This is a genomic window from Actinomyces stomatis, assembly GCF_031292835.1.
GTDB classification, from domain to species: Bacteria; Actinomycetota; Actinomycetes; order Actinomycetales; family Actinomycetaceae; genus Actinomyces; species Actinomyces stomatis.
In genome coordinates this window covers 1-22,993 of record NZ_JASPEP010000031.1, presented here as the reverse complement: position 1 = coordinate 22,993, position 22,993 = coordinate 1, and the positions used below count along the sequence as shown (strand labels likewise).

General features: G+C 69.5%; 12 protein-coding genes. 9 read left to right on the top strand and 3 right to left on the bottom strand.

Annotated elements, in window-relative coordinates:
* Positions 1-20 precede the first annotated feature (20 nt).
* The 3 genes from RIV12_RS12060 to rplL all read left to right on the top strand — a co-directional run bounded on the left by RIV12_RS12060 (position 21) and on the right by rplL (position 1,819).
* Complete coding sequence (locus RIV12_RS12060; protein WP_075417127.1) at positions 21-503, top strand: DUF6912 family protein; 483 nt, start codon at positions 21-23, stop codon at positions 501-503.
* Positions 504-844: 341 nt separating this feature from the next.
* Complete coding sequence (gene rplJ, locus RIV12_RS12055) at positions 845-1,366, top strand: 50S ribosomal protein L10 (protein ID WP_075417128.1); 522 nt, start codon at positions 845-847, stop codon at positions 1,364-1,366.
* A 63-nt stretch (positions 1,367-1,429) separates the two neighbouring features.
* Positions 1,430-1,819, top strand: a complete 390-nt coding sequence (gene rplL / locus RIV12_RS12050; RefSeq protein WP_003783501.1) for a 50S ribosomal protein L7/L12 — start codon at positions 1,430-1,432, stop codon at positions 1,817-1,819.
* 378 nt (positions 1,820-2,197) lie between these two features.
* On the opposite strand, the gene RIV12_RS12045 is transcribed toward rplL, so the two are convergent.
* Positions 2,198-3,319 carry a hypothetical protein gene (locus RIV12_RS12045; protein ID WP_309324176.1) on the bottom strand — a complete coding sequence of 374 codons (1,122 nt, stop codon included), beginning with the start codon at positions 3,317-3,319 and terminating at the stop codon, positions 2,198-2,200.
* Positions 3,320-4,038: 719 nt separating this feature from the next.
* Between RIV12_RS12045 and rpoB the strand changes: the two genes are divergently transcribed.
* Positions 4,039-7,560 (top strand): DNA-directed RNA polymerase subunit beta, encoded by a 3,522-nt coding sequence (rpoB, locus tag RIV12_RS12040; RefSeq protein WP_075417130.1) that lies wholly within the window; start codon positions 4,039-4,041, stop codon positions 7,558-7,560.
* Positions 7,561-7,739: 179 nt separating this feature from the next.
* Positions 7,740-11,693: a DNA-directed RNA polymerase subunit beta' gene (locus tag RIV12_RS12035; protein ID WP_309324174.1), complete on the top strand. Its 3,954-nt coding sequence runs from the start codon at positions 7,740-7,742 to the stop codon at positions 11,691-11,693.
* Positions 11,694-11,803: 110 nt separating this feature from the next.
* Here the strand turns inward: RIV12_RS12035 and RIV12_RS12030 are convergent, their stop codons facing one another.
* On the bottom strand, positions 11,804-12,760 hold the full coding sequence (locus tag RIV12_RS12030; protein WP_309324172.1) for a DUF4862 family protein: 957 nt from the start codon (positions 12,758-12,760) through the stop codon (positions 11,804-11,806).
* Positions 12,761-12,908: 148 nt separating this feature from the next.
* Between RIV12_RS12030 and RIV12_RS12025 the strand changes: the two genes are divergently transcribed.
* The 4 genes from RIV12_RS12025 to RIV12_RS12010 all read left to right on the top strand — a co-directional run bounded on the left by RIV12_RS12025 (position 12,909) and on the right by RIV12_RS12010 (position 21,880).
* Complete coding sequence (locus RIV12_RS12025) at positions 12,909-15,326, top strand: sialidase family protein (protein WP_309324170.1); 2,418 nt, start codon at positions 12,909-12,911, stop codon at positions 15,324-15,326.
* Between the two features lie 72 nt (positions 15,327-15,398).
* On the top strand, positions 15,399-17,633 hold the full coding sequence (locus RIV12_RS12020; protein ID WP_309324169.1) for a beta-galactosidase: 2,235 nt from the start codon (positions 15,399-15,401) through the stop codon (positions 17,631-17,633).
* A 107-nt stretch (positions 17,634-17,740) separates the two neighbouring features.
* Positions 17,741-18,814 (top strand): hypothetical protein, encoded by a 1,074-nt coding sequence (locus RIV12_RS12015; protein ID WP_309324167.1) that lies wholly within the window; start codon positions 17,741-17,743, stop codon positions 18,812-18,814.
* Positions 18,815-19,300: 486 nt separating this feature from the next.
* Entirely contained in the window at positions 19,301-21,880 is a 2,580-nt protein-coding gene (locus RIV12_RS12010; protein ID WP_309324165.1) for a hypothetical protein, read from the top strand.
* A 66-nt stretch (positions 21,881-21,946) separates the two neighbouring features.
* Here RIV12_RS12010 and RIV12_RS12005 read toward each other — a convergent pair.
* On the bottom strand, positions 21,947-22,993 hold a 1,047-nt coding region (locus RIV12_RS12005; protein WP_309324163.1), incomplete at its 5' end, for an SbcC/MukB-like Walker B domain-containing protein.

Genomic DNA, 22,993 nt, shown 5'->3' with positions numbered 1-22,993 from the left:
CGGTAGGGCAGACTGGGGGCATGCGCATCTACCTGCCCGCCACCGCCGCCCACCTGCGCGCAAGCGTCCTCGGTTCCTCGCACAAGCCGTTCGCGGCTCACGCCGCCACCCCTGCTCTCGCCCGTGCCCTGCCCGATGAGGACGAGGAGGGCCTGGAGGTCTCCGCCTCGCTGTGCGCCGCCGACGCCTCTCTCGTTCTCCTGGCCGAGCCCGAGGCCTCGGGGCTGGCCGACCGGCGCATCGTCATCGCGGCCGATGTCGACGCCGAGAACGTGCGCGAGCTTCCCGTGGAGGGTGACGTCCTGCCCGGCACGATCGAGGTCGTCGGCGAGATCGCCTGGGAGGACGTCGCCGCCCTGCTCGTGGATGAGCCCGAGGCGGAGTCCGATGTGCGAGCCGCCAGACTCGGTGACGAGGACGCCTTCGAGCGCGCCGCCGAGGCCGACCTGCTCTGGTACGACGTCACGGAGCGAGAGGCGCTGGCCGAGAGCCTTGGAGTCTGAGGCGGCCGGCATCGCAGGCGGGTGAGGGACGCGCCCGGCGTCGGAGCGGCCGTTGCCCCCTGAGTCCTGGATCGGCCGGGTCCGCTCCTGGCGAGCATTCGCGGTGACGTGACCAGTTCCACGGCCGCCTGCCTTGCGCAGCAGAGCCCGCTGCTGGGTATGGTGCTCTCTGCCAAAGACCGCAGGTCGCCCGCTTCGGCGGGACCAAGTCCACGTCAGGTGGGGCCGGCGCAGGTGAGAACGAGACTTCGTCGGGCGTGCCCGAGATCAAGCCCCGTGCCCACCGGCGCGGGGCTTTTCCAGTGAATGGACCCCTGCGGCATACCACGGAAGGAGGGCCCATGGCACGGCCTGACAAGGAAGCAGCCGTTGCTGCGCTGGCGGACAAGTTCCGCCAGGCTGACGCGGTCCTGCTGACTGAGTACCGGGGACTGAGTGTCGCCCAGCTCAAGGAGCTGCGTCGTTCCCTCGCCGGTAACGCCGAGTACACCGTGGTGAAGAACACGCTTGCTGCGATCGCCGCCCGCCAGGTCGGGCTCGAGGACTTCGCCGACGACCTCACGGGCCCCTCCGCCCTGACGTTCGTCACCGGTGAGCCGGTCGAGGCCGCCAAGGCTCTGCGTGACTTCGCCAAGGACAACCAGCAGCTCGTCATCAAGGGCGGTGTCATGGACGGCACCGTGCTGTCCGCCGACGGCGTTGACAAGCTTGCCTCTCTCGAGTCCCGCGAGGTGCTGCTCGCCAAGACCGCGGGCGCTGTCAAGGCGTCCCTGTCCAAGGCTGCGTACCTCTTCGCCGCACCGGCCTCCAAGGCCGTGCGCACCGTCGACGCCCTGCGCGAGAAGCAGGAGACCGCGGCCTGAGGCCGCACGCGTCATCCACCAACCCTGCGCGCGCAGGAACCTGATAAGGAAGGAACGCCCATCATGGCGAAGCTGACCACCGAAGAGCTCATCGAGCAGTTCAAGGAGCTCACCCTCATCGAGCTGTCCGAGTTCGTCAAGGCCTTCGAGGAGACCTTCGACGTTACCGCCGCCGCCCCGGCCGCCGTGGCCGTTGCCGCTGCCCCCGGCGCTGCCGGTGGCGAGGCCGCCGCCGAGGAGAAGGACGAGTTCGACGTCATTCTCGAGGCCGCCGGCGACAAGAAGATCCAGGTCATCAAGGAGGTGCGCGCCCTGACCTCCCTCGGCCTGAAGGAGGCCAAGGAGCTCGTCGACGGCGCTCCCAAGCCCGTCCTCGAGGGCGCCAACAAGGAGGCCGCCGAGAAGGCCAAGGAGCAGCTCGAGGGCGCCGGCGCCACCGTCACCCTCAAGTGAGTCCCTCCCCGCTGCCTGAGGCGGCCTGAGGGGCGCCAACGGCTGGGGAAGTCCAGCATGTCTGGGTCCCGTCCACCACCAGGTGGGCGGGACCCAGTCGTGTTCCGGGGGGCTGGTGCTGCCCGGCTTCCGCGGCTTCGACGTCGTCGGGCTCAGGCTGGTGGAGCGCCGTCGGGTCGGAGATCGGTTGGTGTCTGTGTCGGAGGGGCTGGCGGGGATCGGGGACGTACATGTGTGCCGAGGACTGCGATGTCCTCCAGGTCACTGAGGTCCGCTCCCAGTGGTTTGGAGGAGAACGCAGTCGCCGATCGGAAAGTACGTTCTCGACGTCGGTGGGCGCACGCGATAAGTCAGGAGACGGCGTCGGGGATCGTGACCTCATGGCACCAGCACTCCCGGTGGACGCTCGCCCCACAGCCCGCCACCTTGAAGCCCGGCCACCGGCGAGAGACGGGAGACCACCTCCAGGGGGAACATCGACAGCAGCCGGTCGGCCTGGGTGCGCATGTCGCTGAGCGAGGACCACGTCGTCCGGAAGAACCTCCACCCCTGCGTTTCGAGCTCGTCCTGGCGGAGCTTCTCGAGGAAGACGTCCTCCTCAGTGCGGTACTTGGTGCGGCCGTCGAACTCCGCGACGACACGGTGATCGGGCCAACCCAGGTCCAGGAACCGGTCCTTCGACAACCCCGGAACCGGGTACTGGGCGATGGCCTCGGGCAGCCCTACCACGAGCGTCATCCACCGCAGCACACTCTCCCCGGGCGAGACCGCCCAAGGGGTGGCGGCGGCCAGTACCGCACGCGCCTGCGCTATCCCTCGCCGCCCCCGATGACGTGCCACGAGCTCCTCCCAGCAGGCTCGAGCCGAGCGCAGCCGCGTGGTGCAGGAGTCGCGGTGCCACGGATCAGGTTGGCAGTGCCGGTTCAGGGCCGCATCGGCGATGGAGAGCGCGTTGTATGGAGGCTCGTCGCAGGCGCAGTCGAAGGCGGTGCGCAGCACGGACGTGACGGGAACCCCTCCGACCACCTCGATCTCCTCGTCCCGCAGCTGAAGCCGGCGACGGTGCATTCGGATCGGGGTGGCCTCGGGGTGCGTCGTATCGATGGGGGTCGGTACGCCCGACGACGGGTACCGGAACGCGGGCATTGTGGTTGTGGTTAAACGCGGGTTGCCGGAGACGGCGAGGTAGACATCCGGCTCTCGCGTCCACATGGCCAGCCCCTGAATCAGAGCGGCCGACGTGTGAGACAGGCAGGTAGCGGACGGTAGGAGTTGCTGTGCAGCGATCGCACGCGCTAGGGACACCATGAACCGCTGCTCCCAGCGTCGCCTGCCCGGGACTGCGTGCAGGTAGGCGCCCGGCATGAGTCGCAGCAGACCAGGATTGCGCGACGCGTGGAAGCGCTTGCGGCGGCCTGAGTAGATGATGGTCGGCCGAAGGTGCGCCGGGACCGGGCAGACGGAAGCGGGGCGGCTGGCAGTGGTGGCGACGGGGCTCATGCAGCGAGTCTTCTCAAGAGGATCGGGGCATGACGAGCGCAGAGCTCTGAGGGTGTGGATTCGGCGGCATCTGAGGGCAGGAGGGCTTCGCTGTGGAGCCCGCAGTGGCCACTGAACGTCCGCTTCCCGGCCGATGGACGGGATCGGCGTGCTCGTCGCGACGTCGTCGGGCTCGGGGACGTACATGTGCGCCGAGGACTGCGATGTCCTCCAGGTCACTGAGGTCAGCTCCCAGTGGTTTGGAGGAGAACGCAGTCGCCGATCGGAAAGTGCGTTCTCGACGCCGTCGGCCGGAAAGGATCGGGCGGGTGCAGAGGCTGCGGGGGCGGGGACGTGCAGGGGCTGTCGGGGCCGGGGGAGTGGATGGTTGGGAGGAGCGCGGGGGCAGCTGTGGCCTGGAGCGATCCGGCCGGCAGTCGCTCAGAGAGCGGGTAGCACCGAGGGACTCACTTCACGCGGCAGACACGGGTGGGGCAGTATGCGCGACTGTGGTGGGAATCGCAAGGATCCAGTGGGGATCGGCGTGGAGTCCTTGACGTCGGCCGTGTACGCTAGCGCTTTGCGTGCATTGTGTGTATTGGCGCGAGGAGTATCTGCCCTCCGCGCGGGCCCCGGCCCGTCGGAACCCTGGCGGGCGTGAGCCCGGCATCGGAGATTCTACTCAACCCAGTGCCGCGGTGTGCGTTGTGTGATCCCCGATCTGAGGGAAGGATCCCCCTTTGGCTGCCTCGCGCACCTCCGCACCCACTGCTGCTGACATCGCCGCCCGTACCGCGTCGCGTCGTATCAACTTTGCCAAGATCGCCGAGCCCATGCAGGCTCCGAATCTGCTTGCCCTTCAGACCGAGAGCTTCGACTGGCTCGTCGGTAACGAGAGGTGGCGCGAGCGGATGACCGCCGCCAACAAGGCGCACCCGGGCTCCCTGCCCGAGACCTCCGGTCTGGAGGAGATCTTCGACGAGATCTCCCCGATCGAGGACTTCGGCGAGACCATGGCCCTGTCCTTCCACGACCACCGCTTCGAGGAGCCGAAGTACACGGCCGAGGAGTGCCAGGAGAAGGACCTCACCTACTCCGCCCCCCTCTACGTGGTGGCGGACTTCGAGAACTTCTCCACCGGTGAGATCAAGTCCCAGACGGTCTTCATGGGCGACTTCCCGCTCATGACCGACAAGGGCACCTTCATCGTCAACGGCTCCGAGCGCGTCGTCGTCTCCCAGCTCGTGCGCTCGCCGGGCGTGTACTTCGAGCGCACCACCGAGAAGGCCACGGACAAGTACGTCTACAACGTCAAGTTCATCCCCTCGCGCGGAGCCTGGCTCGAGTTCGAGATCGACAAGTCCGACCGCGTCGCAGTGCGCATCGACCGCAAGCGCAAGCAGGACATCACCGTCTTCCTGCTGGCCCTGGGCATGGACGAGTCGGAGATCCGCAAGGAATTCGCCGACTTCCCGGCCCTGACCTCCGCCCTGGACGAGGACCGCAAGATCACCACCCAGGACGAGGCGCTCCTGGACATCTACAAGAAGATCCGCCCCGGTGAGCCGCCGAGCGTCGAGGCCGGGCGCACCCTGCTGGAGAACTTCTACTTCAACCCCAAGCGCTACGACCTGGCCAAGGTCGGTCGCTACAAGATCAACAAGAAGCTGGGCCTGGCCTCGGACCTGACCGAGTCGACCCTGCGCATCGAGGACATCGTCGCGGCCCTGCGCTACCTGCTGGCCCTGCACGCCGGCGCCGAGACCGTCGAGGGCGTGCGCGACGGCGAGATCACCGAGATCGCCGTCGAGTACGACGACATCGACCACCTGGGCAACCGTCGCATCCGCGCGGTGGGCGAGCTCATCCAGGCGCAGGTGCGCACCGGTATGAGCCGTATGGAGCGTCAGGTGCGCGAGCGCATGACCACCCAGGACGTCGAGGCCATCACGCCGAACACGCTCATCAACATCCGGCCCGTGACGGCTGCGATCAAGGAGTTCTTCGGCACCTCCCAGCTGAGCCAGTTCATGGACCAGAACAACCCGCTGGCGGGTCTGACCCACAAGCGCCGCCTGAGCGCCCTGGGCCCCGGCGGTCTGTCCCGTGAGCGCGCCTCCATGGAGGTCCGTGACGTCCACACCTCGCACTACGGGCGCATGTGCCCCATCGAGTCCCCCGAGGGCCCCAACATCGGCCTCATCGGCTCGCTGGCGACCTTCGGACGCATCAACCCCTTCGGCTTCGTCGAGACCCCCTACCGCGTCGTCGTCGATGGCCGGGTCACCGACGAGACCCACTACCTGACGGCCGACGACGAGGACCGCCACGTCATCGCCCAGGCCAACGTCACCCTCACCGAGGACGGCCACTTCGCCGAGGACCACGTCCTGTGCCGCGTCACCGGCGGTGAGCCGGCCCTCGTGCCCTCCTCGCAGGTCGACCTCATGGACGTCTCCCCGCGCCAGATGGTGTCGGTGGGTACCTCCCTCATCCCCTTCCTCGAGCACGACGACGCCAACCGCGCCCTCATGGGCGCCAACATGCAGCGCCAGGCCGTGCCGCTCATCCGCCCCGATGCCCCGCTGGTGGGTACGGGCATGGAGCGGCGCACCGCCGTCGACGCCGGTGACGTCCTCGTGGCCGACAAGGCCGGTGTCGTCACCGAGGTCTGCGCGGACTTCGTGCGCGTGGCGAATGACGACGGCACCGAGAACGTCTACAAGGTCGCCAAGTTCCGCCGCTCCAACCAGGGCAACTGCTACAACCAGCGGGTCGTGGCCACCGAGGGCGAGCGCGTCGAGGTCGGCTCGGTCCTGGCCGATGGCCCCGCCACCAACGAGGGCGACCTGGCCCTGGGCCAGAACCTCCTGGTCGCCTTCATGACCTGGGAGGGCCTCAACTACGAGGACGCCATCATCATCTCCCAGCGTGTGGTCGCCGAGGACATGCTCACCTCGATCCACATCGAGGAGCACGAGGTCGACGCCCGCGACACCAAGTTGGGCGCCGAGGAGATCACCCGGGACATCCCCAACGTCTCCGAGGAGACCCTGGCCAACCTCGACGAGCGCGGCATCATCCGCATCGGCGCCGAGGTCCGCAGCGGTGACATCCTCGTGGGCAAGGTGACCCCCAAGGGGGAGACCGAGCTGACCAGCGAGGAGCGCCTCCTGCGCGCCATCTTCGGTGAGAAGGCCCGCGAGGTCCGCGACACCTCCCTGCGCGTGCCCCACGGCGAGTACGGGATCGTCACCGGCGTGCGCGAGATCGACGCCGCCTCCGACGACGCCGAGCTGCCCGCGGGCGTCAACCGCATGGTGCGCGTCTACATCGCCCAGCGCCGCAAGATCACCGTGGGTGACAAGCTCTCCGGCCGCCACGGCAACAAGGGCGTCATCTCCAAGATCCTGCCCGTGGAGGACATGCCCTTCCTGGCTGACGGCACCCCGGTCGACGTCATCCTCAACCCGCTGGGCGTGCCCAGCCGTATGAACGTCGGTCAGGTCCTCGAGCTGCACCTGGGATGGGTCGCCTCCCGCGGCTGGGACGCCACCGCCGCCCGCGAGGCCGGCGAGGCCTGGACCGCCAACCTCCCCGAGAACGGCATCAAGGCCGAGCCCCGCACTCCCGTGGCCACGCCCGTCTTCGACGGTGTGAGGGACAACGAGCTCATGGGCCTGCTGAACTCCACGCTGCCGACCTCCGACGGTCTGCAGCTGGTCGAGCCCAACGGTAAGGCGCGCCTGTTCGACGGCCGCTCCGGTGAGCCCTTCCCGTACCCCATCTCGGTGGGCTACATGTACATCCTCAAGCTCCACCACCTCGTGGACGACAAGATCCACGCCCGCTCCACGGGTCCGTACTCCATGATCACCCAGCAGCCGCTGGGTGGTAAGGCCCAGTTCGGTGGTCAGCGCTTCGGTGAGATGGAGGTGTGGGCCATGGAGGCGTACGGCGCCGCCCACGCCCTCCAGGAGCTCCTCACCGTCAAGTCCGACGACGTCAACGGCCGTGTCAAGGTCTACGAGGCCATCGTCAAGGGCGAGGACATCCCCGAGCCCGGCATCCCCGAGTCCTTCAAGGTGCTCATGAAGGAGATGCAGTCGCTGTGCCTGAACGTCGAGGCCCTGGACGCTGAGGGCGTCGCCATCGCCCTGGACGACACCGATGACGACGGCTCGCGCGCCGCCGAGGAGCTCGGCTTCGACCTGGGCCGGCGTCCGGGCGGGGCCACGGCCTCCACGGTTGACGAGATCTGAGTGGCCACCGCCTGGTGACGACTTCGTGACAACTTCATCGAGCCCCGGTTGAGGGCGGGTGGCACACCCGCCGCCCGCCCTCCCACCAGGCTCGCAGGCGCCGTCGGAGTCATGGAACAACGACGACGGAACGCCCCCAGACCACCACCTGATGAGATTCACCATCGGAAGTAGGAACTGTGCTCGACGCCAACGTGTTCGACAGGATCCAGCTCGGCCTCGCCACCGCGGAGGACATTCGCTCGTGGTCCCACGGCGAGGTCAAGAAGCCCGAGACCATCAACTACCGCACCCTCAAGCCCGAGAAGGACGGCCTCTTCTGCGAGAAGATCTTCGGCCCCACCCGCGACTGGGAGTGCGCCTGCGGCAAGTACAAGCGCGTGCGCTACAAGGGGATCGTCTGCGAGCGCTGCGGAGTCGAGGTCACTCGCTCCAAGGTGCGTCGCGAGCGCATGGCCCACATCAAGCTCGCCGCGCCGGTCACCCACATCTGGTACTTCAAGGGCGTCCCCTCGCGCCTGGGCTACCTGCTCAACCTCGCGCCCAAGGACCTGGAGAAGGTCATCTACTTCGCGGCCTACATGGTCACCGAGGTTGACGAGGAGGGCCGTCACGACGACCTGCCCTCGCTGCGCAACGAGCTGGAGGTCAAGAAGAAGCACCTCGAGGAATCCGGCCAGGCCGAGGTCGAGGCGCGCCAGCAGCGCCTCGAGGAGGACCTCGCCCAGCTCGAGTCCGAGGGTGCCGAGGCATCCCAGCGCGACAAGCTCCGCAAGACCGCCGAGCGTGAGATCACGGCCATGCGCCGCCGGAACCAGCGCGCCCTGGAGCACATGGACAAGGTGTGGGACCGCTTCGTGAGCCTCAAGGTCGGTGACCTGGAGGGTGACGAGGTCCTTTACCGCGACATGGTCGCCGACTACGGCATCTACTTCAAGGGCTCCATGGGCGCCGAGGCCATCCAGGCCCGCCTGCGCAGCTTCGACCTCGAGGCCGAGGCCTCCGCCCTGGCCGAGATCGTCGAGAACGGCACCGGCCAGCGCAAGACCCGCGCCATCAAGCGCCTCAAGGTCGTCAACGCCTTCCGCATGACGAGCACCGCCCCGGAGTCGATGGTCCTGGACAACATCCCGGTCATCCCGCCGGACCTGCGCCCCATGGTCCAGCTCGACGGTGGCCGCTTCGCCACCAGCGACCTCAACGACCTCTACCGCCGTGTCATCAACCGCAACAACCGCCTCAAGCGGCTCATGGACCTGGGCGCCCCGACGATCATCGTCAACAACGAGAAGCGCATGCTTCAGGACGCCGTCGACGCCCTGTTCGACAACGGCCGCCGCGGCCGCCCGGTCACCGGCGTTGGCAACCGCCCGCTGAAGTCCCTGTCCGACATGCTCAAGGGCAAGCAGGGCCGCTTCCGTCAGAACCTCCTGGGCAAGCGCGTGGACTACTCCGGCCGTAGCGTCATCGTCGTCGGACCCCAGCTCAAGCTCCACCAGTGCGGTCTGCCCAGCCAGATGGCCCTGGAGCTGTTCAAGCCCTTCGTCATGAAGCGGCTCGTCGAGCTCAAGGAGGCCCAGAACGTCAAGGCCGCCAAGCGCATGGTCGAGCGCGCCAACCCCAAGGTCTGGGACGTCCTGGCCGAGGTCATCCGCGAGCACCCTGTGCTGCTCAACCGCGCCCCCACCCTGCACCGCTTGGGCATCCAGGCGTTCGAGCCCCAGCTCATCGAGGGCAAGGCCATCCAGCTGCACCCGCTCGTGTGCGGCGCCTTCAACGCCGACTTCGACGGCGACCAGATGGCCGTCCACCTGCCGCTGGGCGCCGAGGCACAGGCCGAGGCCCGCATCCTCATGCTGTCCTCCAACAACATCCTCAAGCCCTCCGACGGGCGCCCCGTGACCATGCCCAGCCAGGACATGATCATCGGCACCTACTACCTCACCTCCGACCCCGACCCGGCGGTCGAGGTCGAGCGCGACGCCGAGGGCAACGAGATCGTCCCGGCCTTCTCCTCCTTCGCTGAGGCGGTCATGGCCTACGACTTCGGCAAGCTCCACGTCAACGCCGCCTGCGACATCCGCTTCGAGGAGGGCATCGCCGCGCCCGAGGGCTGGCAGCCGCCCGAGGACTGGAGCGAGGGCGACCCGATCACCCTGCGTACCTCGCTGGGCCGGGCCCTGTTCAACACCTCGCTGCCCGAGACCTTCCCCTACGTCAACTACGTCGTGGACAAGAAGCAGCTGGGCAACATCGTCAACGCCCTGGCGGAGAACTACTCGCGCGTCGAGGTCGCCGCCTCCCTGGACGCCCTCAAGGCCAACGGCTTCTACTGGTCCACCTGGTCCGGTATCACCGTCGCCTTCGCCGACGTCGTCTCCCCGGAGGCCAAGCAGGAGATCCTCGTCCGCTACGAGAACGAGGCCGCTGAGATCGAGGAGCAGTTCGAGCTCGGTGCCCTCACCGAGGACGACCGCTACGCCTCGCTCATCGACATCTGGACCAAGGCCACCGCCGAGGTCGCCGAGGCGATGCGTGAGAACTTCCCCCAGCGCAACACCGTCTACCAGATGGTGGTCTCCGGGGCCCGAGGCAACTGGGACCAGATCCGCCAGCTCGCCGGTATGCGTGGACTGGTGGCCGACCCCAAGCAGCGCCTCATCGAGCGCCCGATCAAGTCGAACTACCGCGAGGGCCTGAGCGTCCTGGAGTACTTCATCGCCACCCACGGCGCCCGTAAGGGCCTGGCCGACACGGCGCTGCGTACCGCCGACTCCGGCTACCTCACGCGTCGTCTGGTCGACGTCTCCCAGGACGTCATCGTCCGCGAGGAGGACTGCGGCACCCGCAAGGGCCTGACCAAGCGGATCTTCTCCTGGATCGACGCCGGCGACGAGCGCATCAAGGAGCCCTCGGAGATCCTGGGCACCACCGTGTTCGGCACCACCCTGGCGCGCGACGCCATAGACGCCGAGGGCAACCTCATCATCGAGGCCGGCGCCGACCTGGGTGACGCCGAGATCCGGGCCGCCATCGACGCGGGCATCGAGGAGATCACGGTCCGCTCCGTGCTCACCTGCGACTCCAACGTCGGCACCTGCGCCGCCTGCTACGGCCGCTCGCTGGCCACCGGTAAGCGCGTCGACATCGGTGAGGCCGTCGGCATCATCGCCGCCCAGTCCATCGGTGAGCCCGGCACGCAGCTGACCATGCGTACCTTCCACACCGGTGGTGCGGCCGGCGCCGCCGACATCACCCAGGGTCTGCCCCGTGTGCAGGAGCTCTTCGAGGCCCGCACCCCCAAGGGCGAGGCCGCCGTGGCCGAGGCCGCCGGCACCCTCAAGATCGAGGACGACGCCGACGGCAAGCGCCTGGTCATCACCCGCGATGACGGCGAGGAGGACGTCATCGTCCCGGTCTCGCGCCGTCAGCGCCTGCTGGTGAACGACGGCGACCACGTCGAGCCCGGCCAGGCCCTCACCGAGGGGCCGGTCGACCCCAAGAAGGTCCTGCGCCTGCGCTCAGTGGCCGCCACCCAGCGCCACCTCGTCGAGGAGGTCCAGGAGGTCTACCGCTCCCAGGGCGTGGACATCCACTCCAAGCACATCGAGGTCATCGTGCGCCAGATGCTGCGCCGCGTGACCGTGCTGGACTCCGGGGACACCCGCCTCCTCCAGGGCGACCTCGTGGATGTCATGCACTATCGCGCCGAGAACCGTCGGGTCATGGCCGAGGGCGGCAAGACCGCCACCGGCCGTACCGAGCTCATGGGAATCACCAAGGCCTCGCTGGCCACGGACTCCTGGCTGAGTGCCGCCTCCTTCCAGGAGACCACGCGCGTGCTCACCGAGGCCGCCATGAACGGCAAGTCCGACCCGCTGCTGGGCCTCAAGGAGAACGTCATCCTCGGTAAGCTCATCCCCGCCGGTACGGGCCTGGCCCGCTACTCGGACATCGAGGTCGAGCCCACCGAGGAGGTCAAGGCCGAGGTCTTCTCCCGCGTGGACCTGGGAGACGGCGTCTTCGGCGAGTCCGTCGCCCTGGACGACTTCCACTTCGGCGGAGACCTGCGTGCGGACTTCTCCGACGACTTCCGTACCGGCTTCTCCAGCAGCGAGGACGTCGAGTTCTGATCGAGCCCCCACCGGGCCCACGCGGCCTGAGGCTCTCATAGCGTTCGGCCCGCTCCCCAGCAGGGGAGCGGGCCGAACGTCGTATGAGGCCGAGCGGGGAGGAGCTGGACTCAGGCGGTGAGCATGGTCTCGCGCACGCGGCGCACCCAGGCGAGCTTGTCCTCCAGGGAGGCGCGAGCCGGGGTGTTGATCTTGAGGCCCTCATAGACCTGCGAGCCCCCGGCGGCCCGCATCGTGGCGGCCACCCGCTCCGGGGTGAGCCAGCTGGTCGGCTCGTGCTCGGACAGTGGCAGGTGCGCGTCAGCCCACGCCCAGGCCCACTGCGTCTCCTCGGGGCCGGCGCCGGAGATCATGACGCCGCCCAGCCGGCCGGCCTCAACGAGCTCGCGCACGTGGCTCTCCGGGGTGGCCGGGTCGTGGGTCTCGATGACTGAACGGCCCCAGTTGACGGTGATGAGTGCCGCAGTGTCCCGGCAGGCGGCGATCTCCTGGCTCAGCGGGAGGAAGGCCTTCTCCGAGGGGCCCACGCCGCCCTCGGCGTCGCAGTGCTCCACGATCATCCCCAGGTCACGGGAGGTGAAGTCCTCGCTCAGCTCGCTCAAGGAGGCGTGGAAGGCGTCGGGGGTCGCCTGGTGGTGCGGCGCCGAGTGCAGCTCCACCCGGGTGACGAGCTGCTCGCCCGCAGCCTCGTGCAGGCGGTCGACGGCCTCCAGCAGTGAGCGGGTGTAGGCCAGCGCCTGAGCGCGTCCGTCGTCGTCGGGCGATGCCAGCCCGAAGACGGGGTCGGCCCCGGCGCGCCCCATGGTTCCCGGGATCGCCGTGACCACGCACTGGTGGAAGCGCCCCGCCAGCTGCTCGGCCAGCCACGGCTCGGGTGCGTCCAGGGCCTCCCGGAAGGGGAGCTCGATGCCGTCGACCCAACCGAGGTCGCCCAGGGCGGCGTACAGGTCGGCGGCTCCGCGGCGGTCCTCGTCGTGCGGTGGAAGCATGGGGTAGGCGCCGACAACGAAGGGTACGGTGCGGGGCTCAGCGGGATTCTCAGACCGATTCTCTGAGGTGGTGGACATGTGGTCTCCTTGAGGTTCTGGGATCGTGCTACAGTGCGCGATACATCAGACATCATATGACTGGATGTGCGGTGACGCACCGTCGCGCACGGCACTGCCGGTCGCACAACGCCGGTGGAGAGCTGATGCCGGCATGAAGGACGTCCCCATGATCTTCGATCTCACCGCATCCGAGACCTCCCCCCTGAGCCTCAGCGAGCACGATGTCGCCGCCCTGGCCGCCTGCGGGCACGGCACGATTCTTCTCGATGTCGCCGCCCGGGCCGACGCCACCCTCATCGTGCTCACCGGCACCAACGGACGGATCACGCTGTCCCTGCGCGCAGGCCGCCTCGACGGCGAGCAGGTCCTCGGTGCCGGCGGCCTTCCGGAGGCCGACCCCGAAGCGGGGGACGAGGGAGGGACCCAGCGGCGGGTACTCGATGCCGAGGACGCCCTGGGTCTCGATGACGGCCGCCCCCACACGATCGCCTTGACCGTCAACGGGACCGGCACCCACCTCTACGCCGACGGCTACGAGTGCTTCTCCACGACGCTGCCGGCCTTCCTCACCCAGATCGGACTGACCGACGTTGTGATCGACCCCGACGGGATCGCCGCGGTCACCCGCCTGGCCGCCTGGGCCGAGCCGCTCAGCGACCGCGCCGTCATGGCCCAGTCCCTGGCCGCCACCCCGCTGGTCCAGTTCGCGGCCAGTGAGCTCTCCGCCCGCGACGCCCGCCGTACCGGCTCCCTGGCCAACGGCTCCATCCGGGCGTTGTTCCGCACCCGTGGCCGCGGCCAGGCCGGCACCATCATCGCCGCGGACGGCCAGGGAGGCACTCTCCACCTCGACATCGACGCGGGAGGCCTGACCTACCGTGTGCTTCCCGGTGAGGACTCGCCCGAGGGCGAGCCCCTCCTCGAGGCGTGCGCCCCGGGCCACTGGGACGACGGGACCTGGCACGACGTCGTGGTCACCTCGGCCCGCGGCGCGGTGGAGATCCACGTCGACGGCTACCAGGTCGCCCTCACCCCCGGCAGCGCCTTCCTGGCCGACATCGCGCCGGTGACGCGCGTCGTGGTGGGGGCCGACCTGGACGGCAAGCGCCTCTTCGGCGAGGCGCAGACCGCCATGGTCTACGACGCCGCCCTCACCGACGCCCAGATCAAGCGCCTGGCCGGGGCTGCCCCGCTGCCCACGCGCGCCCTGTTCGACACCGGCTACCACGGCGCCGAGTCCTACCGGATCCCCTCCCTGCTCGCCCTGGACAGCGGCGTCATCCTGGCCGGCGCCGACCAGCGCGTCTCGATCCCCAACGACGCCCCCAACGACATCAACCTCGTCATGCGCCGCAGCCTCGACGGCGGCGCCACCTGGGAGGAGATGCGCACCCTGCTCAGCCTCCCGGGCACCGGGGCGCTGGGCGCCAGCCTCATCGACTCCGTCCTGGTCCAGGACCGCTCCAGCGGACGCGTCATCTGCCTGGTCGACCAGTTCCCCGGCGGCATCGGCCAGCCCAACGCCGTCGTCGGCACCGGCTTCGACGAGCTGGGGCGCCGCGTGCTGCACAACCGCGACGGCGAGCTGTTCGCCGTCGAGCCCGACGGCAGCGTCCTCACCGCCTCAGGTGAGGCCACCGACTACCGCATCGTCCTGAGTGACGACGATGCAGCCGAGGCCCGCGCAGGTGACGTGCTCCTCGGCGGCCGGGCGGCCGGCAGCATCTACCTCGCCCACGAGCAGGCCCCCGAAGCGTGCCTCTTCCAGCACCGCGGCTCCCACCTGCTCATGATCACCTCTGACGACGACGGCGCCACCTGGTCTCAGCCGATCGACATCACCGCCCAGGTCAAGGCCGACTGGATGTGCTTCCTGGGCACCGGCCCCGGCAACGCCATCCAGCTGACCGCGCCGGAGCACGCCGGACGCATCCTCGTGCCCGTCTACTACAGCCACGAGGCCGGCGGCACCGGCTACCTGTCCTGCGCCGCCATCTACTCCGACGACGGCGGGGCCACTTGGACCCTGGGCGCCTCACCCAACGACGGGCGCGAGGTCCTGGGCTCCGTCGTCTCCTCCCGTGACCTCGCCGACGAGCGGGCCAGCCTGTACGAGTCCGTCCTCGTCGAAGGATCCGACGGCGCCGTGCACGTGTGGGCCCGCAACCAGCACCCCTCGGGCAGGGTCGCTCACGCCGTCTCCCACGACGGGGGCGTCACCTGGGGCGAGGTCGACTACGACGAGCAGCTCCCCGAGATCTTCTCCCAGCCCAACGCCATCGCTGTCACCGGCCTGGAGTGCGCAGCGGCAGACGCCGGCGTCGCCGACGGCCGGGGGATCGTCTTCGCCAACGCCTCCCGGATGCTGCCCTTCCGCGGGTGCGGCGTCCTACGGCTCAGCAAGGACGACGGCTCCACCTGGCCCCACAACCGGGTCATCAACCCGCGCCACTATGTCTACCAGTGCATGGCCCAGCTGCCCAGCGGCGACATCGCCCTGCTGTGGGAGCGCGAGTGGCAGGGGCTCTTCCTCACCACGGTGCCGCTGGCCTGGCTGACGAGCTCGCGCTCGACGATCAGCTGAGCCCACCCGGACCCGCCGACCCGGGCGCCCGCGGTGCACAGGGTAGGGGAGAGGTGGGGGAGAATCGCCCTCATGACGAGTCCCTCGCCCTCAGCCTCCACTCCCCGGCCCGAGCAGACACCGGGTGTCGCCACGCCCCGCCTCGCCCCGCACGAGCTGCTGGGACTGACCAGCCCCGCCTACGGCGGCGACTACAACCCCGAGCAGTGGGACGAGGCAACCTTCGCCACGGACCTCGAGCTCATGGCCGAGGCCGGCGTCAACCTGGTCTCCCTAGGCATCTTCTCCTGGGCGCGCCTCGAGCCGCGCGAGGGCGTCTACGAGCTCGACTGGCTGGTGGAGATCGTTGACCGTCTTCGCGACGCCGGTATCGCCGTCGACCTGGCCACCGCCACTGCCACCCCGCCCGCCTGGATGGCCACCGACCACCCCGAGTCCCTGCCGATGAACGCCGACGGCGTGCGCCTGGGCCTGGGCTCGCGCCAGCAGTACTGCCCCAGCTCCACCGTCTACCGGGAGCGCTCCGCCGCCCTGGCCGCGGCGCTGGCCGAGCGCCTGGGCGACCACGCGGGCGTCGTCATGTGGCACATCGGCAACGAGTACGGCTGCCACATCGCCGAGTGCTTCTGCCCCGCCTGCGCCCAGGCCTTCAGAGCCTGGCTGGCCGAGCGCTACGGCGACGTCGAGCGCCTCAACGCCGCCTGGGGCACTGACTTCTGGTCCCAGCGCTACACGAGCCTGGAGCAGGTCGCCCCGCCCGCCGCCATGCCCACCTTCCCCAACCCCGCCCAGGTGCTGGACTGGAGGCGCTTCAGCGACCATCAGCTGCGCAGCCTCATGGAGGCCGAGGCCCGCATCCTGCGGGAGCGCTCGACGCGGCCGGTGACCACCAACTTCATGGGCGACTTCCCGGCCACCGACTACTGGCGCTGGGCCGAGTCCCTCGACATCGTCTCCGACGACTCCTACCCCGACCCCGCCGACCCGGCCGCCGCCCACGAGGTCGCCTGGGCCGGTGACCTCATGCGGGGCCTGGCCGGCGGGCGCCCCTGGATCCTCATGGAGCAGGCGCCCAGCGCCGTCCAGTGGCGCAGGCGCAACTCGCCCAAGCGCCCCGGCCAGCTCCTCCTGTGGTCCCTGGCCCGCGTGGCCCACGGCGCCGACGGCGTCCTGCAGTTCCAGTGGCGCCAGTCCCGCCAAGGCGCCGAGACCTTCCACTCCGGCATGGTCCCCCACGCCGGGCGCGACAGCCGCACCTGGGAGGAGGCCGTGGCCACCGGGCAGGCGCTCAAACGGCTCGGACCGGTCCTGGGGGAGCCGGTGCGGGCCGATGCGGCCGTCGTCCTGGACTGGGAGAGCCAGTGGGCCCTGAGCACAGCCATCGGCCCGGTCGAGGTCGGTGAGCGCTTCGAGGCGGCCCGCGCCTGGCACCGCAGCCTGTGGGAGGCCGGGATCACCACCGACATCGTCCCGGTGGGCCGGAGGCTGGACGGCTATCGCCTCGTCGTGGTCCCGGCCGTGTTCATCGACCGTCCCGAGCTCGCCGGGCACCTGGAGCAGGCGGTCGCCGCGGGTGCCCAGGTCGTCGTGGCCGGCCCCACCGGGGTCGTTGACCCCAACGCGGGCGCCGTCCTGGGCGGCTACCTGGGATCCCTGCGACCGCTGCTCGGGGTACGGGTCACCGATCACGCCGCCCTGACCGGCCCGGTCGGGCAGTCCGATCCCCGGGGCGCGCTCGTCAACCGCCTCAGCCGCGCCGTCGGGACTCCCGGCTCAGAGACCTGGACAGGGCTGGAGGCCATCAGCGAGTCCCTGTGCCGGGTCCTGGATCGGATGGGCTCACCGGCCCCCGATCTGCGCGCCGGCGGCTGGGCCGAGGAGGTCCGTATCGACGACGCACCCGAGGATGCGCAAGCCGGGCAGAGGCGGGAGACGGTTGAGATCGTGGCGGTTTTCGACGGCCGTGGTGGGGGAACGGACCTGGTCGGACGGCCCGCCATCACCCGGCGGGTGGCTGAAGGTGCAGGGGCGGGCTGGTACGTGGCCGCCGACCTCGACGCCCTCAGCCGAGCAGCCCTGCTGAGACTCGTGTGCGCGCACGCCCGGGTGCGGCCGGTCGTGGCCGACCTGCCCGACGGCGTTGAGGCCCAGCGGCGCGGAGAGATCCTCTTCCTGCTCAACCACGGTGACCGGGCCGCCGAGGTGGCCGGAATCGTGGGCACCGACCTGCTGAGCGGTGAGGCGTGTACGGGCCATGTGGTCCTGGCCCCTCGTTCGGCGCTCGTGGTGCGAGACAACATGCGGTGAGTCACCGCACGAGGACCTGAGGCTCCTCGTGCCTACGCCGTCGGTGGCGTAGCCTCGGGGGCGTAGAGACCCAATCGATACCCCCCCCCGTGGCAAGGAGCCTCATCGTGTCCCGTCCTCTCTCCCGTGGGCCGCAGTTCGACGACGACGCCGAGGGTGATGCGGCTGTCGACCGCGTCGACCATGTTGACCGTGGACGGCCGACCGAGCGGATCGACCTCGCTCAGGCCGAGGCGCAGGCGGGAGCGACGGAGGCGATCGCCATGCCGCCCGGGGGCGAAGGCTGGGGCTACCTGCCGCCGTCGACGTCGACCCCGCAGCTGGCCGCCTCACCCGACCAGCGCAGCCAGTACACCCAGGTCCTCCAGCCGATGCAGGCGGCGCCGCAGACGATGGCCATGCCGATGCAGGCTACCTACCCGGCTGAGCCGGTCCAGCCGGTCTACGTCAACCCCGAGCCCGCTCGGCCGGCGGCCTCGCGGGGCCCGGTGCAGGAGACCTGGAACGAGCCCGAGCCGGAGCGCCCAGTGGCGCTTCCTCGCCCGCCAGAGCGCCGTCGTACCGCCGCGCTGCCGGTGGGGACGATCATGGTGCTGGCGGCCTCCGGGCTCCTGGGATGGGGCACGTATACGTTGCTGACCACGCTTCATGTCTTCGAGATCATCTCGAGCCGGTCCTGGACCCCGAACTGGACCGCGATCGGCGCGGTCGGCGGTGGAGCGGTACTGGCCTTCATCGCCTTCTTCGTCGCGTGCACGGCCCTGGCCCGGGCGAAGCCGAAGGCTCCGGCGGCACTGCTGCTTCTGGCCGCGCTGTTCCTGCCCCTGGCGGCGACCGCTGCGGGCGTCTACTACGGAGCCGGTGTCCTCAAGACGCAGACCATGGCTGAGGCGGAGAACTTTGCCGGCCAGATCAAGACCGGCGACATCGACCAGGTCCTCAACACCCTGCAGTCAGGAGTGTCCTTCCCCGGGCGGGACGACCTCGTCAGCATCCTCAACACGGTCAAGCAGAAGGCAGCCGAGCAGGGCGTCGACCCGCAGGGAGCTGACTCGCAGGGTGGCGACCAGCAGCCCGGCGACCAGCAGGACGGCACTCAGGACGGCTCCCAGGACGGCACTGGCCAGGAAGGCGGCGATGGCCAGCAGGGAGACGGTGAGCAGGCCGGCGGTGAAGGGTAGACAGAAGGCGGTAGGACGTTCGGCGCATTGATCGTGGCCGCGTCGATGCTCGGCTGTGGGCAGCGGGGTCTCATGTCAAGACCGGGTCACGAAATAGATGTGTGGCTGGTTTTGATGGGGTAGAACTGCCCTGTTCGAATCCCTATCGAAGGCAGCCCTGTGTCTAACAGTAGTTTTCCTCCTGAATCCTCACACAGCGCCGGTGACGCTCCTGCGCCTCCACCCCCGATGACATCTGGGCCAGAGACCGGCAGCTTCCCCGCAATTCCGGTTCCGCCGCCGCCGGGTGCCTCCGTGTCTGAACCTCCGGTTGCCGCGCCGGCACCGCCACCCGCTGCTGCTCCGGCACCACCGCCGGGTGCGGTCGCGGCCCCGCCGGGCGTGACCGAGGTTCCTCCGCCCCCGGCACAGGCCGCTGGCGTCGAGCCCGTGGCCGCCCCTCAGGCCGTGGGTGCCCCTGTCGCCGCGCCTGCTCCGGGAGAGCCAATGCCCCAGGCACCAGGCGGGTTCGCGCAGCCTCAGCAGGTCGGGCCGCCTCAGCAGGTCGGGCAGCCCTCGCCCCTGGCACAGACCTTCACCGCGTGGCTCCGCGCTCCGGGTCTGACCTCCACGGGCCTGACGCTGGCGGTCGTGCTCGGATCTGCGGCCATCAGCGCGATCCTCACGCTCGTGGCCATCACGACCATGGACACGACGGACACGTTCCCGACGACCTTCTCCATGCTGCCGCTGCTCATGGGCTGGAGCCTGGGCGGGCAGTTCGCCATGACGGGCTCAACCTCCTATGAGACCGTCACCCTGACCTTCACGTTACTTCCGATGGGGGCACTGACCGCCGCCGGTATCGGGGTCTACGTGCTGGCCCGACGTCGCGTTGCAGTTGACGGATCGGCGGCCCCGCTCGTTCCGACGCTGGCGAGGGCCGGAGCCGAGGCCTTCGCGGTGGCGCTACTGTCCTGCCTGGTCACGGCCCCCTTCTCCCTGAGCATCAAGATGCTGGGGCTGGAGCGGGTCGTGGTCTCGTCCTCCCCGCTGATGACGATCCTGCTGGTGACTGTCGTGGTCTTCGCGGCACTGGTGGTGGCCCGCAGCGGCGGGCCCCTGCTCGAGCGCCTGCCGGGTCAGGTGGTGCAGGCCGGCCGTGAGCTGGGAGCCTTGAGCGTCGCGCTCGGTGTGGTTCTGGGAGTCTTCGTCATCGTCGCCTATATCGCGGCGGCGCTCACTCGAGGATGGGGGTTCGCCTCGATCCTCCTGCTCCCGGTTCTGCTGCCCAACCTGGTGCTGATCGCTCTGGGACTCGGCTCCCTGGGCGGCCTGACCGCGGACACCGCTCAGGCCATGGACCTGGCCTACTACATGCCGTCCCTGGGCGGCGAGAAGGGCGGCGACGCCTACGCCTGGACCTGGTTCGGCAGCTGGTCGATCCTGTTGTTCGTGGCCATGATCATCGCCATCGTGGCGGCGGCGGTGCGCGTGGGCGTCAGGCGTGCTCGCACTGGGCGGGCCGAGTGGGTGCGAGTCTGGCCGCTCCCGCTCGTGTCGCTCGTCCTGGGGGCGATCGTCTTCTACGGCCTGCTCCCACTGCACTTCTCAGGCACCGACGCTCCGCTGCGCTCCTCGGACGGCGAGGCCGCTCGCCAGCTCTCCTACGGCATCCAGCCCAACGCTCTGACCTTCTTCATGTTCGGGATCGTGGTGGCGATCATCTCCGTTCTGGCGGAGCTGCTCCCCATGTGGATCTACTCCACCTTCCCGGCAGTGCTGCAGCTGGCCGGTGGGAAGAAGGCCAGCGCGGCCTGGCGTGCGGGTACCTCCGGCAGTCAGCCGACGACGTCGGCCCAGCAGTGGGTTTACGGCACCGACCCGGTCACCGGGGCCAGTACCGCCACGGACACGGCCACCGGTGCGGTCTTCTCGGTGGATCCGGCGACCGGCCAGTGGACGGAGACCATACCCGCGTCACAGGCCCCGGCCCCAGTTCCCGGCGTCGACGGCGCAGTCGCTGCGGGCGGGACGGGCGCCTTGCCCGAGCCCGCCCCGATGAACGCGGCCTCGCGCCGCAAGGTCGTCCTGGGGCTGACTGTGGCCGGTGTCGTGGTGGCGCTGGTCGTGGTCGGCGTCGTCGCGCTCAACGTCGTCAACGGCATGCGCGGGCCCGACAAGGCGGTCGAGAGCTACCTGACGCTCCTGTCGGAGGGCAAGGCCGCCGAGGCCACCAAGATGGTGGACCCGGGCGTTCCCAATGACCAGCGCAAGCTGTTGACCGACGAGGCCATGAAGGCCGCCACGGCGAGGATCAAGGTCTCCAAGATCGACGAGCCCACGATCTCCGGTAACTCCGCCACGATCAAGGCTCACCTGTCCCTGAACGGAAAGGCCTTCGAGTACAGCTTCACCGCCTCGAAGAGCTCCGGCTCCTTCGGGCTGGAGACTTGGAAGGTGGACAAGGCCCTCGTGGTCTCCACGGATTTCAGCTCCTCCACGCTTCCCGGGCTGAAGGTCGGCGGGGTCGCCGTCGACCTGGCTAAGGACGACAGTGGGTGGGGTGGGACTCGTACCTCGGCCCAGTACGCCTACCCGGGTGTCTATCCGGTGGCGGCCTCGGACTCCGTCAGCAAGTATCTGACCGTGAAGGAGTCCTCGCTCACGCTGATTCCCTCAGGCGCGAGTGCGAACTCGTCCTTTGAAACGGCGGGCAGCCAGAAGGTGGAGGCCACTCCTACCGATGAGCTGAAGACCAAGGCCTTGGAGAAGGTCAAGGAGCAGACGAAGTCCTGCGCGACGGTTCCGACGAACACGGACAAGCTCTGCCCCTTCGAGACCTCCACGGACATGACCTCGTTGTCGGTGGACAAGGACGCCACGAAGGTGGAGTTCTCCGAGGACAGTACCGACCTGTCCTTCAAGTCCGACGAGATCAACATCTCCGGTTCGCCCAAGCCGTCGGCCTTCGACAAGAACCCCAGCTCCCGCAAGGCGAAGTTCACCTTCTCGGGGAAGGTGGAGCTGCCGGAGGGCTCCGGCGATCCCACCATCACGATTGAGTCCTCCTCCGGCGTCTACTAGGACGGCGGACCGGTGCCGGCCGCTGGGACGGCACCGGTGAGGAGGACGCGTTCGCGGCGCGTCGTCTCAGGCGGTCACCCTCAGGGTGGACCCACCCGAGGCGACGCGCCGCACTGCGATGCGCTCCGCGATCTGGCCGCGCAGCTCGGCCACGTGGGAGACGATGCCGACCGTGCGCCCGCCGGCGCGCAGGTGGTCGATCTCGGCCATGACCGTCTGGAGAGTGTCGGCGTCCAAGGTGCCGAAGCCCTCGTCGATGAAGAGGGTCTCCAGGCTCACGCCCCCGGACTCGGCTGAGACGACGTCGGCCAGGGCGAGGGCCAGTGACAGGGAGACATAGAAGGTCTCCCCGCCCGAGAGGGTCCGGGGGTCCCGGGTGCGTTCGTCACCGAGGTGGTCGACGACGGCCAGTCCCAGCCCTTTGCGGCGCCGGCGCTGGCCGGCCTCCTCGGCGACCCGGATGAGCTCGTAGCGTCCGGAGGACATCTGGGACAGGCGCTCGTTGGCGAAGACGAGGACCTCCTCGAAACGGGCCTGCAGCACCCAGGTGGCCAGGGGTGTGCCGGCCTCGTTCTCCCCACGGGCGAGCGAGGCTACCCGGATGAGGTCGGCGCTGGAGCCGGCCGCCTCCTCGTAGGCGACGGCCGCCTGCTCGACGCCGTCGACCGCCCGGCGCAGGTGCTCGTGGGACTCGGCGGTGCGCGCCTGGAGGGAGGCGGCCTGCCTGGCGGCGGCGTCCGCTCGTGCGAGCTCAGCGGAGGCATCCTCGAGGCGGTCCTCCTCCTGGCCGCTCAAGGCGGCGATCTGCGGGTCCTCCAGCCCCATACGGACCCGCTCCCGGGCGGTGGCCGCGGCGTGCACGCTTGCCGACAGGGTCTCCATAGCGCCTCGCTCCATGAGGGCCGCTGTTGCCTGGGCCGTATCGGTGAAGCCCTCCTCCTTCAGCGCCGTGGCCAGGTCGGCCAGGGCACTGCGAGCCTGGGTCAGAGCGGCGCGGGCAGTGTTGACGTCCTCGGAGGCGTCCTCGGCCTCCTTGGCCCGCACGAGGAGTGCGGCGGCGCGGGCGGTGACGCTCGGCCGGGTCCCGCGCGCCTCCAGGCAGCGCCGCTGGTC

Excerpts from the sequence above, each read along its gene's own strand:
- RIV12_RS12010 (WP_309324165.1), top strand. The coding sequence starts at position 19,301 with ATGCCCCAGGCACCAGGCGGGTTCGCGCAGCCTCAGCAGGTCGGGCCG.
- RIV12_RS12060 (WP_075417127.1), top strand. The coding sequence starts at position 21 with ATGCGCATCTACCTGCCCGCCACCGCCGCCCACCTGCGCGCAAGCGTC.
- rplL (WP_003783501.1), top strand. The coding sequence starts at position 1,430 with ATGGCGAAGCTGACCACCGAAGAGCTCATCGAGCAGTTCAAGGAGCTC.
- RIV12_RS12025 (WP_309324170.1), top strand. The coding sequence starts at position 12,909 with ATGATCTTCGATCTCACCGCATCCGAGACCTCCCCCCTGAGCCTCAGC.
- RIV12_RS12030 (WP_309324172.1), bottom strand. The coding sequence starts at position 12,760 with ATGTCCACCACCTCAGAGAATCGGTCTGAGAATCCCGCTGAGCCCCGC.
- rplJ (WP_075417128.1), top strand. The coding sequence starts at position 845 with ATGGCACGGCCTGACAAGGAAGCAGCCGTTGCTGCGCTGGCGGACAAG.
- RIV12_RS12045 (WP_309324176.1), bottom strand. The coding sequence starts at position 3,319 with ATGAGCCCCGTCGCCACCACTGCCAGCCGCCCCGCTTCCGTCTGCCCG.
- RIV12_RS12020 (WP_309324169.1), top strand. The coding sequence starts at position 15,399 with ATGACGAGTCCCTCGCCCTCAGCCTCCACTCCCCGGCCCGAGCAGACA.